Below are 14095 nucleotides of genomic sequence, written 5' to 3'. Positions count from 1 at the left end.
TGTTTCTCCTTGGCGGTTCCTCACCGAGCGTCACGGGTTCCTAAGAAACCTCTAAGACACTGATGGCGCTCTGGTTTCCGGCGCGCCTTCGATATCGGCGATTCAGCGGTGGTCTTCAAGCACTAACTTGCCGGATCCTCCCAAATTTTTCGTGAGACTCCACCTAAAAGCCCAGATACGTCCGAGAAACGTTACCGGGTTCGACTTAAGTACAATCGTTTATTGGCGGAAGTCCGGACCGCGCAGCTCCAGCATGAAGCCCTTGCCGCGGACAGTGACCAATCCCGGCCCGCCGTAGCGGACGAAGTCGGCCATCTTGGAGCGGAGATAGCCGATATAGACGTCGACCACGTTGAGCGAGAGGCCGCCCTGGCTGGCCCAGAGCCGGTCGAAGATGTCGGCCCGGGACACCGGCTTGCCGATGCTCTCCATCAGCATGGCGAGCAGGTCGGCCTCCCGCGGAGTCAGCCGCGCGCTGGCCTCGCCGCAGCTCGCCTGGCGGGTGTCGAGATCGAGCAGGAGCCGGCCGGCGGTGATGCGCGAGCGCGGCGCCTCGGCCTGCTCGCGCCGCATCAGGTGAGTGCGCAGGCGCGCCACCAACTCGTCGAACACGAAGGGCTTGATGATGTAGTCGTCGGCGCCGAGCGCCAGCCCCTCGGCCCGGTCGCGGATCTCGTCGCGGGCGGACAGGAACAGGATCGCCCCCGGGAAGCCGCCCTCGCGCAGCGACCGGCAGACATCGTGGCCTGACCCGTCGGGCAGGTTGATGTCGAGGAGAACCGCACTTGGTGCCGGATCGTGCGCGGCCTTCAGCGCCTCATCCACGCAGGCCGCGGTGCCGACCTCGAACCCCTCGGCTTCCAGGCCGCGGGCCAACAGGCCCCGGATGTCGATATCATCCTCGACGATCAGGATCCGCGTCATGCGGCCGACTCCCTCACCTGCGCGCCGCCGGCCGCATCCCCGGCCGTGCCCGTTTCCCATGCCGGATCGAGCGCCGGAATGTCCAGGCTGACCCGGGCGCCGCGCCCGTCCGGACCGGCGCCGAGGCGGATCGTGCCGCCATGCTGCTCGACGATCCAGCGTGCCAGCGCGAGGCCGATGCCGAATCCGGTCTCATCCGGGCTCGGCCCCGCCCCGCGCCGGAAACGCTCGAACAACTCGGCCTCCGAGGCGCCGAAACCCGGCCCGTCATCGGTCACGGTGATCCGGGCGAGGGCACCTGGCTTGGCCGACAGCGCGACCTCGACCCGGCTCAGGCCCTTGGCGTGGCGCAGCGCGTTGTCCACGAGGCTCTCGACGGTCTGGCGGATCCACTCCCGGTCGGCCAGGCATTCCACGTCCTGGCTGCCGGGCTCGAGGCTCAGGGCAACCCGGCGGCGGGCGGCCTCGGACGCCATGTTGTCGACCGCTTCGGCCAGCACCGAGGCGAGCCCGAGGGGACGCTTGTCGAATTCGATCTCGCCGGATTCGGAGCGGGCGACGCGCAGCAGGTCCTCGACGCGCAGTTTCAGCCGCTGCGCGCGCTTGCGGATCGTGGCGAAGACCGGCCCCGGATCGGCGCCCCGGGAGGCACCGCGGAGCGCTAGGTCGCATTCGCCCAAGATGACGGTGAGCGGCGTGCGCAGCTCGTGGCTGACATCGGCGAAGAAGCGCCGGCGCGAGCGATCGACGGCTTCGAGCCGCGCATTGGCGGCACGCAAATCGGCGGTGCGGGCCGCCACCGTATCCTCCAGCGCCGCCCGGTCGGCCGCGACCCGCGACTCCCGGCGGGCGAGCCGCGCGGCCATGCGGTTGACGTTGGTCATGAGCAGGCCGAGCTCGTCCCGGGTCGCCACCGAGAGGCGCGTGTCGAGCGCCCCGTGGCCGATGGCACTCGCCGCGCGCCGGACCTCCTCGATCCGGGCCAGGGTCGGACGGGTGACGCCGCGATAGAGCACGGCCAGCAGAACCAGGGCGGCCGCCACCGCCGCCGCCGCGGCCACGCGCAGGCGCGCCGACAGGGCCCGGGCCTGTTCGGACCCGAGCGCCATGCTGCGCCGCTCGGCCTCGATCAGGAACGACAGCGGCTGGCCGGTCATCGCCCCAAAACCGTTGAGCGCCCCCTTGATCGCATCCTGGCGCTTGTCGGATTCGGTCTGCCGGTTGATCCGGGCCACCTGCCGGTCGAGCACGACCCGGGCCGCGCGCAGTTGCGCCATCGGGCGTGTGCGTGCGGCGTATTGCATGCGATCGGCCGGGTCGTCGCTCGGCGGAAAGCTCCTGGCCAGCGCCTCGTCGACCGTGGCCAGGGCCCGGTCGGCATTGTCGCGCGCGATCGCCATGGCCTCGGGCTGCCCATCAGGATTGCCCACGGTCTCCACCGCGGCCAAGCCGAACTGGGTCAGGCGGCCGGACAACTCGGCCAGCAATTCGAGGCGCCGCTGCGCCTCCAGGGTGCGGTCGACGGTGCGCTCGGCGGCCGCGATCGAGGCCAGCGCCGCGATGGCCGCCAGCATCACCACGATGGCGGTGCCACCGAGCAGCAGCGCGAAGCGAAGCTTCAGCGAGCGCATCGGTTGCGCCCCGCCGAGAACCTCCGCCCGCAATCGCGGGACGCGCTCACAGATCCTTCGGCACGCTGCCGCGCGCGGCGCAGCGCCAGCGTTCGACGTGCCAGTCCGGATGGGACGCCTGCCAGGTCGCCAGCGCGCTCTGCGAATGGCGCAGGCAGATGAACGGGTTCAAGCCCTCGTAGGACATCTCGATCCGGTCCTCGCGGCAGGTCGAGGGCTGGGCGACGAGGCAGATCGACAGAAGCAGGAGCATGGGCGTCTCCCCAGATTGCCGGCCTCGTGCGGGCCGGCTTGGGCAGAGCATATGCCGCACGCGGCCGCTCTGCCCAGGGCGGCGTCAGGACGCGACCCAGATCTCACCCTTGGCAATGGTCGCGAGATCGCCGGAATAGCGCCGCAGCGGCCGGTCGAGCAGCGCGGCATGCTCGGCACTGAGGCCCGCCAGGGTCTTGCCGAGGAGACGCAGGAACACGAGGTCGTGCGTCCCGGTCTCCACGAAGGTCGGCGAAAGCCGCCCGTGTGAACCGAGCAGCAGGGTACCGCGGCGCATGCCGTAGCCCGGATGGTCGCCCACCGCGAGCGCCGCCAGCGTGCCGGCGATCATGCGGGAGCCGGCATAGGCCCCCGCCCGCCCGGCCAGGATGATTCCGCGCCGCATCCGATCGCCGAGATGGGCGCCGGCCGTCCCGCGGATGATCAGCGTCGCGCCGTCGAGACCGGCCTTGGCCGCGTAGACCGCCCCGCCGGCATAGTCGCCGGCATCGCCGTCGACGGTGATGGTGCCGCCGGTGGCGCCGGCGCCGGCATAGGGGCCGGCATGGCCGGTCACGGTCAGGCTGCCGCCGGCCATGCCTTCGCCGAGGCGCTGGCCGACATCGCCGGTGACGCGGATCGCGCCCTCGGACAGGGAAGCGCCGACCCGGTCGAGGCGCTCATGGCCGCCCGCGATGGTCAGAGTGTCGGAGCCGTCCAGCGACACCGAGAAGCAGTCGCCGAGACGCACGCCGGTGCGGGTCGTCCCGACCTCCAGGCGCTCGGCCTCAGCCTGCGACAGGCGGCTCAGCGCCAGCGGGTTGATGTTCAAGAAATCGAGCCGCTCGGGCGGCGTTTCGCGCAGGGTGAGGGTGCTCAAGGCTCAGCCCTCCGTCTTGACGTCGTCCCGCGCGAGCAGGTCGCGCAGGTGATAATGGTGGCGGCCGAGATTGCCGCCGTAATTGCCCGCCGTGACGGCGATCAGCCCGTGTTTGGCGCCGATCTCGGTGGCGGCGTGGAGTCCAGCGCGCATGGAGTCGGACACACCCTGCGAAGTCAGGGCATCGATCACAATCTCCAGCACCACACCGCAGTCAGCGGGGAGCGCCGAGCCGGCCCGGCCCTTCAGGGTCGGGCAATAGGCGTCGTTGGTGGAGGCCATCATGCCCTTGGTCCGGCCACCGACCTTCGAGCCCGAGCGGACGATGCCGCCCGGGAACGGCAGGATCGCACCCGGCACCGCCTTGGCGGCCTCCACGGCCGCCTCTGCGACGATCAGCGTCTCGGAGTGGGTGCGGCCGAGGAATAGTAGGTTGCCGCCGCCGACCGCGCCATCCACGGCCCGGACCGAATCCTCGCAGAGGAACTCGCCGTCCATCACCGGGATGCGCCAGTAGCGCCGGGCCTTGCCGGAGGCGTCGGGCAGGCGCTTGGCGATGGCGAAGCCGTCACCAAAGTATCGGATCGCGCCGCCGAGCTTGATCTTGTTCGGACCATCGACCCCGGCGAAGCAGGCGGTGCCCGGGCAGGTCAGGATGCACTGGCCGACCCGCTTGATCAGCTGCTCCTTGAGGCCGTTCGGCTCGAAGCCGAACAGCAGGATGCGCACGCCGGGCCGCCCGTCCGGAGTCTCCTCCGGGCCCAGCACGGCATCGATGCCGGCCTCGGCGCCGCAGCCGATCACCGACGTGGCGAAGCCCGTCATGGTGGTGGCCGCGATCATGGCCCACTTGGCGGTGTCGTTGGTGACGACGATGGCGGTCCCGGCCACGTCGAACGCCTCCGCGAAGGTGTCGACGATCGGGATGCCGTTGAGGCTGAGCTCAGACATTGTTTTGGGACTTCCGCGACAGCCCGAACCTTCTCCCGAGATAAATCTCGGGCCTGTTCAAGACCGATGGCCCGCTGAGATTTTCACAGATCGACTCACCAGAACCGCGACCTGCCCCCTCTCCCGTGCGGGAGAGGGTTGGGGTGAGGGATAAGGTCTTTCCGGTGAGGTCGCACCCCTCACCCTGTCCCTCTCCCGCAGGGGAGAGGGGACCCCCGCCACGTCCGGCAGCATATGCAGCGGGAAACGGGCCGGTCGCGGCTGTCAAACCCGGCATGGCACCGCCTCGAAGGTGTCCGCATCCGCGTCGAACGCCGCATCCGGCACTGCGAAGCTGTCGAGCCCCGCGCCGAACCGGTCGGACAGGTAGGCGTCGGCACGCTTGGCCATCGCCGGATCGGACTCGACCGAGAGCGACAGTGTCCGGCCGGCGCGCCACTCGACCACCTCGCCATCCTCGACGATCGGCACGCCGTCCTTGAGGACGAGCTTGGCGGCGGTGAACATCGCGGTGCGGTTGGTATCGTCGCGATAGACCGCAACGTCGGCGCAGGCGCCCGGCCGCAGGTGGCCGCGGTCGGCGAGGCCCAGGAGCTTGGCCGGACCGGACCGGGTCAGCTGGGCGATCTCCGAGAGGGTGTATTCCCGCTCCAGGCCCGGCAGGCCGGACCGCTCGCCGACGATGCCCGGCAGGGTCGCGATCTCGCGGTCGCGCTCGGACTTGTCCATCAGCAGGTGGATGATGCGCGGATACTGCGTGAACGGGCCGCCGTTGGGATGGTCGGTGGTGAGGATCGTGCGCTCGGGATCGGTGGAGAGCAGCATGATCTCCAGGCCGATCGCCCATTGCAGCGAACTGGTCGGGCCGCGCGGCCGGTACAGGAACGGCACCACGCCGCCGCCCTCGGCGTCGCCGGCATTCAGAACCCACTTCTTCGGGTTGGCGCCCTTGCGGCCGGCGAACTGGCGCAGGATGTCAAGCGACACCGTCACGGTCTGGCCGAACACCACCTGCCCGATATCGAGGGTCGCGTTCGGGTTGTCGGCGATCGCCTGCGCGATCCGCTCGGCGGCGGAGCGGAAGCCGCCGCCCTCGGTGGCGCCGTAGGCGTAGAACTGCGCGTGGGCGAAGTGGATGCGCCGGCCCTCGGCCGCCTCCAGGGTCTCGACGAACGAATCGTCCGCCCCGGGCAGGCCGAGATTGTTGCAGTGGACGTGCAGCGGATGCGGCGCGCCGATCGCCTCGACCGCGTCGAGGAGCGAGCCCATGATCTGCCGGGTCGAGAGGCCGTAGACCGGGATCTCCTCATCCAGCGACAGGCGCAACGCCCCGTCCTTGAAGGCGGAGGCACCGCCGGCATTGATGCACTTCACGCCCAGCCCGCGCGAGGTGGCGACCGAGAGCGCCACGAGATCGCGCACGGCGTTGCCACCCTGGCGCTCACGCAACAGCTGCAGCAGTTGGTCGTCGTTGCCCATCACGGTCAGGGCGCCGCGATCCAGCAGCGGGATGTCGGCGAGTTCGAGCTGGGTCGCCAGCGCGTGGGTCGGCGGCATCGCCGGCTCGACCGCGGTGGTGTAGCCCATCCGCGCATAGGTCGAGCCGATCCAGCCCGCGGCCCCGCCGGCATGGGCGAAGGGATGCCCCTCGGGCGACGCCTCGCTCACGTAAAGGTCGGGCAGGAGCAGGCGCGACGTGATCACGTTGCCGCCCGCGATGTGCGAATGCACCTCGACGCCGCCGGCCATCACGACGCAGCCGGAGGCGTCGATCACCCTATCGGGCTGCCGGCCCGCCGGATCGACGATGCGGCCGTCCTCGATCCAGACATCGCCGACGGCATCGCGGGACGCGGTCGGATCGACGACGCGCCCGCCCCGGATCACGCTCAGCATGCGGGCTCACTCCTCGACGCGGCGCGACCTTCGGCCAGGCGATCCTTCAGGGCGCCCAGCACCGACGCGGCTGACGGCAGATCCGTCGGCGCCGTGGCCGGCCAGTAGGTCAGCGCGGCGCGCTGCTCGTTCCACAAGACGCCGCCCAGGTCGCGGCCGGGGCGGCCGACCGCGATCACCACGTCGGCGAAAGAAGCTTCGGCCTCGGCGACCAGCCCCACGGACGGTACCGCGGCCAGCCAGTCGGGACGGGGCACCGGCAGGGCGGCGAGCCAGATCACGGCATCGACCTCGCCGGCGGCGACCTGCCGGGCGACATCGAAGCGCCAGGGATCGTGTTCCGGGACGCGGCGGCCGAACCCGCTGCGCGGCGCCTGCCCGGTTAGCCAGGCGGCCACCGGCACGACGGCGCGGTCCTGGTCCGCACCCGACACCGCGAGTGTGAAGCAGCGCGTAGTGTCGTTCAGCTCCATGGCGAAGGTCTGGAGCATCTCCACGCCGAGCTCACCGAGTTCGGCCGGATCGTATAGCAGGACGCCGTATTGCGCGGCGGTGAGCTGCGCCAGGAGCTTGGCCTGCGGCGTGTCACCGGCGAGATGGCCTTTTCCGTAGGCGCGCAATTCTGCGACCGCCTCCGCCAAGCCGCCCTCGGCGGGGTGGGAGAACGTTGCCTTGGCGCCATCGGCCCCGGCGCCGAGTGCCAGGAGCGCGCGGTCCGACCCGGCCGCGCGCCCGCGCGTCGGCTTCGTCTCCGACAAGCGTTTCAGGAGGGGCGTGCGCCACGGCGCGGCGCCGACGACGAGCACCGCATCGGCCCGGCCGACCGCCTCAGCCGGCGTCGAGGTCATGGCACCCACACGGCTCAGCGCGCCGAGCTCGGCATAGGTACCGACCGCACCGGCGGTATCGATGGAGGCGCCGATGCTCCCCGCGAGATCGTAGGCCGCGCGGATCGCGGCGACATCGGCGCTGAGGCCGGCGATCACCGGCGCGCGCGCCTTGGCGAGCAAGGATACGGCCGCCTCGATGGCGGTGCCCGCGTCCGTCGCGCCACCCTTCACCCAGGCTGCCATGCTCCCTCACGCGACGTTCTTGTTTGGCTTCGGAGCGGGCGACGGCCGTAAGACCGGACGAAGCGGGTTCACTCCCACAGGAAGAGTCCCGCCGGATCGGAATGGCTCACCCGCCCGGCAGGTCCAGGCAGGCGGCAACTCGGCGCGCCGTCGCTGGCCTAGGTTTGCATTCATCCGGCCGCCGCGGCAAGGGGGGTCGGAGCACACGCCGACCGATCGGCCGTACGATCCCGTTGCTTCGGCCGCGTGCCGCGTGGGACAAGCGCGCCGGTCGGGCGGTTCGCCGGCGGGTTTCGGGGGCATGGGCGTGGGCGAGGTTCCCGGGCGGAACGAGGCGGGTACGGCGCAGGGCGCCGTCCGGGTCGAGGCGCCGGCCCGGCTCCATTTCGGATTCCTGGACCTGCATGGCGGCCTGGGCCGGCGCTTCGGCAGCGTCGGGCTCGCCATCGACGCGCCGTCTCTAGCGCTCACGGCCCGGCGGGCCGCGCATCTCTCTGTGACCGGCGACGAAGCCGATCGGGTCCAAAGCTACGCCCAGGCGGCTGCCGCCCATCTCGGAAACCCGGACGCGGTCGCCATCCATGTCGAGCGGACGATCCCCGCGCATGCCGGCTTCGGATCCGGCACGCAGCTCGCCCTCGCGGTGGCGGCGGCCGTGGCCCGGCTCAATGGGGCCGCGTTTTCCGCAAAAACCTTCTCCGCCAGCCTCGATCGGGGCAACCGCTCGGGCGTCGGCCTATCCGCCTTCACGGAGGGCGGCCTGATCGTCGATGGCGGCCGCGGTGACGACGGCGCCCCGCCGCCGGTCACGGCGCGGCTCGCCTATCCCGAAGCCTGGCGGATCGTCCTCATCCTGGACCAGAGCATGGCCGGCGTTCATGGCACGCGGGAGGTGGAGGCGTTCCGCGACCTCCCGCGCTTCCCCGAGGCGCAGGCCGCCGAGATCTGCCGGATCGTGCTGATGCAGGTCCTGCCGGCGGCGGCGCTCGCCGAGCCGCAGGGTTTTGGCGCCGGCATCACCCGGATCCAGGATCTGATCGGCGACCATTTCGCCCCGCACCAGGGCGGCCGCTACGCCAGCGCCGCGGTGGCGCAGGCTTTGGCGAACGCCGCCGCGCAGGGCGTGCCCGGCTACGGCCAGTCGTCCTGGGGGCCGACCGGATTCGTGCTGATGCCCTCCGAAGCGGAGGCGCAGGCCCTCGTGGCCAGCCTCGATCGCGGCGGGCCGCTCCGCTTCCTGATCGCCCGAGGCCGCAACACCGGCGCCACGATAACCACGGCAGGCTGAACCGGCGCCCCCGGGCTTGACCGCGGCGTCCGCAGGGCGTTTTGGACGGACAGCAGGCGCAGATCGACGCGCGCCGCACGGGATAGGACGCCATGGCCCGCTCGATCCTCCACATGCTGACGCCGCTCCGGCATATGAGCCCGTTCGACGTGAACATGGCCGTCGATGCCGGCTTCGAGACGGTGGTGACCTACACGGAGGTCAGCCTCGCCGACGTGGTCTCGCTGACCCAGGATTCGATCTTTTCCCGGGCGCCGGCCGACGGCACCCGCACGGGCCTCTTCATCGGCGGCAAGAACGCCGAGGACGCCCTCGACATGGTCGACCGCGCCAAGAAGGCGTTCGTGCCGCCTTTCGTGAACCATGTCTTCGCCGATCCCGCCGGCTCGTTCACCACGGGCGCCGCCATGGTCGCGCAGGTCTCCCGGGCGCTGCGGCAGAAGTTCAACACCGACCTGACCGGCAAGCGCATCGTGATCTTCGGGGGCGCCGGCGTGGTCGCCTACGTGGCCGCGGTGATCGGCGCCCTCCAGGGCGCGCAGACCGTCCTGGTCGGCCACGACGGCGAGGAGCGGGTCTCGAAGATCGCCTTCACGATGAAGTGGCGCTTCGGCATCGAGGTCGGCGCCGTCGACGGCACGACGCCGGAGGATCGCCGCCTCGCCATCCGCGACGCCGACGTCATTCTCTCGGCCGGTCCGGCCGGAATCCCGATCCTCTCGGCCGAGGATCTGAAATCGGCCCCGAAGCTGCTCGTCGCTTCCGACGTGAACGCCGTGCCGCCGGCCGGCATTGCCGGGATCGACGTCAACGCGGTCGACGTGCCCCTGCCGGCCGGCAAGGGCGTCGGCATCGGCGCCCTGGCGGTGGGCAACGTGAAGTACCAGACGCAGCGCCGCCTGTTCGACCGGATGCTCGCCTCCGACACGCCGCTCTGCCTCGATTTCCGCGACGCCTACACCCTGGCGGTCGAGATCGCCGGCTGAGCCGGGCACCGGCGCATTCCGGCATGGCCCAGGCGATCCTGATCGCCGCGCAGGCCGGGCGCGCCCTCGCCGAGGCGGCCCGACGAGCGGGCCTGCGCCCCTACGTGGCCGACCTGTTCGGCGATTCCGACACGCTGGCGCTGAGCGAAGCCTACCGGCCGCTCCCGGGCCGCTTCGGCAGCCCGATCGCCGCTGAGGCGACCCTGGCGGCCATCGACGCACTGGCCGATGCAGCCGGATCGCCGATGGGCATCGTCCTGGGCAGCGGCTTCGAGGACGCCCCCGGCCTCGTCGCCCGCATCGCGGAAAACCATCGGCTGATTGGCGCCGATGCCGGCGCCATCGCGGCGCTCAAGGACCCCTTCGCATTCGCCGCGCTCTGCGCCCGGCTTGGCGTCCCGCATCCGGCGATTACGACGGACCCGCCGCCCGAGCGGTCCGGCTGGCTGCTCAAGCGGATCGGCGGCAGCGGCGGCAGCCATATCCGGCCGGCCACACGCGGCCCCGCGCCGGAGGGCCACTATTGTCAGGTTCGGGTCACCGGCCGGCCCTACGCGCTGAATGTCCTCGCCGATGGGCGCACGATCCGGGTGCTCGCCTGCACCGAGCAATGGTGCGTGCCGTCGCCGATCCGGCCCTATCGCTACGGCGGCGCACTCGCGAGCGGCGCTGCGGAGGCCCCGCCTCTCCCCGACGCGTTGCTCGCGACGGTCGCGGAGGCCGTTGAGAAGTTAGCTGCGGCGACGGGCCTGCGCGGGCTCGCCAGCGCAGATTTTCTGGCTGACGAAGCCGGCTGGTGGCTCACCGAGATCAACCCGCGGCCCGGCGCGACCCTCGATGTCTTGGATCGGCGGAGCACGCCCCTGCTGGCCGCCCATATCGAGGCCAGCCTCGGCGCCATGCCGGCGCTCGGCGCGCAACCGGCGGATGCGGCAGCCGCGCAGATCTGTTACGCGGAGCGCGAGCATGCGCCCGTTCCGGACTTGTCCTGGCCGGATCACGTGCGCGACCGCCCGCGCCCCGGCACGGCGGTCCGCCGCGACGCGCCCCTCTGCACGGTGCTTGCCCTTGGGGCCGACCGGCAGGCGGCGCTCGACAGTCTGAACACGCGGACGGCGCAGCTGCGCGCTGCCCTGGCCGCAAAGAAAACGCACCCCGAGGAAGCCCTGTGATGAGTGCCAGCCAATCCTATCCCAGCGTCAACGCGCTGACGGCGCCGCTGATCGAGCGGTTCGTGGCCGACGCCGCGACCCTGCGCCTGTCGGTCTCGCAGGCCGCCGGCGGGGCCCGGATGGTCGATGCCGGCGCGCAGGCGCGGGGCTCGATCGAGGCCGGGCGGCGCATCGCCGAGATCTGCCTCGGCGGCCTCGGCACCGTCACCATCGCCCCGAGCGGCCCGATCGCCTCCTGGCCGTATTCCGTGATCGTCCATGCGGCCGATCCGGTGCTCGCTTGCCTCGGCAGCCAGTATGCCGGCTGGAGCCTCGCCGACGAGGCCGGCGATTCCGGCTTCTTCGCCCTCGGCTCGGGCCCGGGCCGCGCGGTCGCGGCCGTCGAGGATTTGTATCAGGAGCTGGGCTACCGGGATTCGGCCACCAAGACCGCCCTGGTCCTCGAAGCGGCTGGCGGACCGCCCGAGAGCGTCGTCGCCAAGGTTGCCGAGGCCGCCGGTCTGCGCCCGGAAGATCTCACCTTCATCTTCGCCCCTACCCAGAGCCTGGCCGGCTCGACCCAAGTGGTCGCCCGGGTGCTGGAAGTGGCCCTGCACAAGGCCCACACGGTCGGCTTCGACCTCCACGCCATCGTCGACGGCATCGGCTCGGCGCCGCTCTCGCCGCCGCACCCGGACTTCATCAAGGCGATGGGCCGGACCAACGACGCGATCATTTATGGCGGCCGGGTCCAGCTCTTCGTCGACGCCGACGATGCCGACGCCAAGCTGCTCGCCGAGCAGATCCCCTCCACCACGTCGAGCGACCACGGCGCCCCGTTCGCCGAGATCTTTTCGCGTGTGAACGGCGATTTCTACAAGATCGACGGCGCCCTGTTCTCGCCGGCCGAAGCGATCGTCACCTCGGTGCGCACCGGCGCCACCTATCGCGGCGGCCGCCTGGAGCCGACGCTGGTGGATGCGTCGTTCGCATAGGCAGATCGGATCCTTCTGGCTGTACCTCATGAAAGATTGCGGCGTAACCGTACTTACGTCGCCGACCGCATGAAGCGCGGGTCCCCTCTCCTGTGCGGGAGAGGGACAGGGTGAGGGGTGCGACCTCTCCGGAAAAACCTCGTCCCTCACCCCAACCCTCTCCCGCACGGGAGAGGGGGTGCGTCGTGGCAAGCTTCCGTGATCGCGCCTCGAAACCATAACGACCGAAGCCTTCCCCTGAGCGGGAGGGCGATCGAGAGACTTCCATCCATGCGCATCGCCCTGGCGGCCGATAACGGCAATTGGCACAAGGCCCGGCTCCTGGCGGCCCTGCGGGCGCAGGGGGTCGAGCCAGTGCTGTTCTCCCTCGCCGACGTGATCGTCGCCACCGGCGGCGGCGAGCCCCTCCGGGTCCCGGGCTTTTCCGGCGCGCTGCCCGGCGGTGTCCTGTTGCGGACCATCGCGGGCGGCACCTTCGAGGCCACCACCATGCGGCTCGGCGTGCTGCACGCCCTGGTCTCGGCCGGCGTCACCGTCTGGAACGCGCCGACCGCCATCGAGCGCTCGGTGGACAAGGCGGCGACCTCGCTCCTCATCGCCCGGGCCGGCCTGCCGACGCCGGAGACCTGGGTGGTCTCGAAGCGCGAGGCCGCCGCCGAGATCGTCGGGCGCGAAGGCCGCCCGGGCGCGCCGCTGGTCCTGAAGCCGCTGTTCGGCTCGCAAGGGGAGGGGCTCGCGCTGATCGAGCAGCCCGAGGACCTGCCCGACGAGGAGGCGGTGGCCCGGGTCTACTATCTCCAGCGCTACGTGCCCCGGCGCGACGGCTTGTGGCGGGATTACCGCGTGTTCGTCTGCGACGGCCGGGCCATCGCCGGCATGATCCGCGAGGGCGACGGCTGGATCACCAACGTCCATCGCGGCGGCCGGCCGCTGCCCTGGGCGATGCCGCCCGCCGCCGCCGAAATGGCCGAGGCCGCTGCCGCCGCGGTCGGGGTCGATTATTCCGGCGTCGATCTCGTCGAGGACGGGGAGGGCGGCTTCGCGATCCTCGAAGTCAATTCCATGCCGGCCTGGTCGGGCCTCCAGACCGTGTGCGAGACCGACATCGCCGCCGCCGTGGTGCGGGGCTTTCTCGCTGCCGTCCGGGGCGCCAGCGTTCCGCGGCTCGTGGTGGCATGAGCGCCCTTGAGCCAGGTCTGATCGGCACGCTCTACCGTGCCGCCTGCCTGGCGGAGCTCGACGCGCTGAAGCCCGGCAACGTCCATGCCTACGCCGCCGGCCACCGCATGGTGGTGGCGGATTTCGTCACCAGCGCCGATGTCTCGGCGCCGGAGCTGGCCCGGGCCGGGTCGGGCGTCGGCGAACGGGTCCGGGCCGGGATCGCCGCCACCCTGGCGGCGGTCGCCCAGAACACCAATCTCGGGATTCTCCTGCTCTGCGCGCCCCTCGCGGTCGCTGCCGAGCGGGGCCGGACCGTCCGCGCCGTGCTGGATAATCTCGACGCTGCGGATTCGGCCACGGTGTTCGCGGCGATCCGGATCGCCAACCCGGGCGGCCTCGGGCGGGCCGCAAAGCACGACGTCGCGGCGGAGGCCCCCGCCTCCCTGCGCGCCGCCATGGCGGAAGCGGCCGACCGGGACCGCATCGCCCGCGCCTACGGCACCGGCTTCTCGGACATCAGCGCGATCGGGCTGCCGGCGCTCGCCGAGGCGCGTGCCCAGGGCCTCGATCCGTCCTGGTGCACGACGGCGATCCATCTCGCTTATCTGCGCTCCGTTCCGGACAGCCACATCGCCCGCAAGGCTGGCGCGTCGGTGGCCGAGGGCGTTCGCCGGGAGGTGGAAGCCGCACTCTCCGGGCTCGACCTCGCCGCCCGGCCGGTTGAGGCGCTGCTGGCCCTCGACGCGTCACTCAAGGCCCGCGGGCTCAACCCCGGCACCAGCGCGGATTTCACGGTGGCGACGCTGTACTGGGATGCGCTTGCATCGGCTGGGGCCGCCCTGGCGTGAAAGGTCGAAAAGTTCCCGCATTTCGAGGCCCGGAGCCAAAGAAATTCCTCACCTTCAGG

General features: G+C 71.4%; 13 protein-coding genes. 6 read left to right on the top strand and 7 right to left on the bottom strand.

Annotated elements, in window-relative coordinates; genetic code table 11:
• Nucleotides 1-219: 219 nt before the first annotated feature.
• The 7 genes from MKL20_RS16970 to MKL20_RS16940 all read right to left on the bottom strand — a co-directional run bounded on the left by MKL20_RS16970 (nt 220) and on the right by MKL20_RS16940 (nt 7607).
• A complete protein-coding gene (locus MKL20_RS16970; RefSeq protein ID WP_244037645.1) occupies nt 220-924 on the bottom strand; it encodes a response regulator transcription factor in 705 nt (234 codons plus the stop codon).
• Nucleotides 921-2555 (bottom strand): sensor histidine kinase, encoded by a 1635-nt coding sequence (locus tag MKL20_RS16965; protein ID WP_244037644.1) that lies wholly within the window; start codon nt 2553-2555, stop codon nt 921-923. The genes MKL20_RS16970 and MKL20_RS16965 overlap by 4 nt, the downstream gene beginning before the upstream one ends.
• Before the next feature lie 46 nt (nt 2556-2601).
• Complete coding sequence (locus MKL20_RS16960; protein WP_244037643.1) at nt 2602-2808, bottom strand: hypothetical protein; 207 nt, start codon at nt 2806-2808, stop codon at nt 2602-2604.
• A gap of 84 nt (nt 2809-2892) precedes the next feature.
• On the bottom strand, nt 2893-3687 hold the full coding sequence (locus tag MKL20_RS16955) for a formylmethanofuran dehydrogenase subunit C (protein ID WP_244037642.1): 795 nt from the start codon (nt 3685-3687) through the stop codon (nt 2893-2895).
• A 3-nt stretch (nt 3688-3690) separates the two neighbouring features.
• On the bottom strand, nt 3691-4638 hold the full coding sequence (gene fhcD / locus MKL20_RS16950; protein ID WP_244037641.1) for a formylmethanofuran--tetrahydromethanopterin N-formyltransferase: 948 nt from the start codon (nt 4636-4638) through the stop codon (nt 3691-3693).
• Between the two features lie 264 nt (nt 4639-4902).
• Nucleotides 4903-6534 (bottom strand): formylmethanofuran dehydrogenase subunit A, encoded by a 1632-nt coding sequence (locus MKL20_RS16945; protein ID WP_244037640.1) that lies wholly within the window; start codon nt 6532-6534, stop codon nt 4903-4905.
• Nucleotides 6528-7607: a formyltransferase gene (locus MKL20_RS16940; protein WP_244037639.1), complete on the bottom strand. Its 1080-nt coding sequence runs from the start codon at nt 7605-7607 to the stop codon at nt 6528-6530. Before MKL20_RS16940 ends, MKL20_RS16945 begins: the two co-directional genes overlap by 7 nt.
• A gap of 307 nt (nt 7608-7914) precedes the next feature.
• On the opposite strand from MKL20_RS16940, the gene MKL20_RS16935 reads away from it, so the two are divergent.
• The 6 genes from MKL20_RS16935 (at nt 7915) to MKL20_RS16910 (ending at nt 14036) form a co-directional block, all read left to right on the top strand.
• A complete protein-coding gene (locus tag MKL20_RS16935; protein WP_244037638.1) occupies nt 7915-8895 on the top strand; it encodes a beta-ribofuranosylaminobenzene 5'-phosphate synthase family protein in 981 nt (326 codons plus the stop codon).
• 92 nt (nt 8896-8987) lie between these two features.
• A complete protein-coding gene (locus MKL20_RS16930) occupies nt 8988-9881 on the top strand; it encodes an NAD(P)-dependent methylenetetrahydromethanopterin dehydrogenase (RefSeq protein ID WP_244037637.1) in 894 nt (297 codons plus the stop codon).
• Between the two features lie 23 nt (nt 9882-9904).
• Nucleotides 9905-11053 (top strand): ATP-grasp domain-containing protein, encoded by a 1149-nt coding sequence (locus tag MKL20_RS16925; protein ID WP_244037636.1) that lies wholly within the window; start codon nt 9905-9907, stop codon nt 11051-11053.
• On the top strand, nt 11053-12027 hold the full coding sequence (mch, locus tag MKL20_RS16920) for a methenyltetrahydromethanopterin cyclohydrolase (RefSeq protein ID WP_244037635.1): 975 nt from the start codon (nt 11053-11055) through the stop codon (nt 12025-12027). The genes MKL20_RS16925 and mch overlap by 1 nt, the downstream gene beginning before the upstream one ends.
• Before the next feature lie 270 nt (nt 12028-12297).
• Complete coding sequence (locus MKL20_RS16915) at nt 12298-13206, top strand: RimK family alpha-L-glutamate ligase (RefSeq protein WP_244037634.1); 909 nt, start codon at nt 12298-12300, stop codon at nt 13204-13206.
• Nucleotides 13203-14036 (top strand): triphosphoribosyl-dephospho-CoA synthase, encoded by an 834-nt coding sequence (locus MKL20_RS16910; RefSeq protein WP_244037633.1) that lies wholly within the window; start codon nt 13203-13205, stop codon nt 14034-14036. The genes MKL20_RS16915 and MKL20_RS16910 overlap by 4 nt, the downstream gene beginning before the upstream one ends.
• Nucleotides 14037-14095: the final 59 nt, after the last annotated feature.

The organism is Methylobacterium sp. E-066 (genome assembly GCF_022829635.1).
Classification (GTDB): domain Bacteria; phylum Pseudomonadota; class Alphaproteobacteria; order Rhizobiales; family Beijerinckiaceae; genus Methylobacterium.
This window is presented reverse-complemented; position numbering and strand designations above follow the sequence as displayed.

Coding starts and splice junctions, on each gene's coding strand:
- MKL20_RS16970 (WP_244037645.1), bottom strand. CDS start 924: ATGACGCGGATCCTGATCGTCGAGGATGATATCGACATCCGGGGCCTG.
- MKL20_RS16965 (WP_244037644.1), bottom strand. CDS start 2,555: ATGCGCTCGCTGAAGCTTCGCTTCGCGCTGCTGCTCGGTGGCACCGCC.
- MKL20_RS16960 (WP_244037643.1), bottom strand. CDS start 2,808: ATGCTCCTGCTTCTGTCGATCTGCCTCGTCGCCCAGCCCTCGACCTGC.
- fhcD (WP_244037641.1), bottom strand. CDS start 4,638: ATGTCTGAGCTCAGCCTCAACGGCATCCCGATCGTCGACACCTTCGCG.
- MKL20_RS16945 (WP_244037640.1), bottom strand. CDS start 6,534: ATGCTGAGCGTGATCCGGGGCGGGCGCGTCGTCGATCCGACCGCGTCC.
- MKL20_RS16940 (WP_244037639.1), bottom strand. CDS start 7,607: ATGGCAGCCTGGGTGAAGGGTGGCGCGACGGACGCGGGCACCGCCATC.
- MKL20_RS16930 (WP_244037637.1), top strand. CDS start 8,988: ATGGCCCGCTCGATCCTCCACATGCTGACGCCGCTCCGGCATATGAGC.
- MKL20_RS16925 (WP_244037636.1), top strand. CDS start 9,905: ATGGCCCAGGCGATCCTGATCGCCGCGCAGGCCGGGCGCGCCCTCGCC.
- mch (WP_244037635.1), top strand. CDS start 11,053: ATGAGTGCCAGCCAATCCTATCCCAGCGTCAACGCGCTGACGGCGCCG.
- MKL20_RS16915 (WP_244037634.1), top strand. CDS start 12,298: ATGCGCATCGCCCTGGCGGCCGATAACGGCAATTGGCACAAGGCCCGG.
- MKL20_RS16910 (WP_244037633.1), top strand. CDS start 13,203: ATGAGCGCCCTTGAGCCAGGTCTGATCGGCACGCTCTACCGTGCCGCC.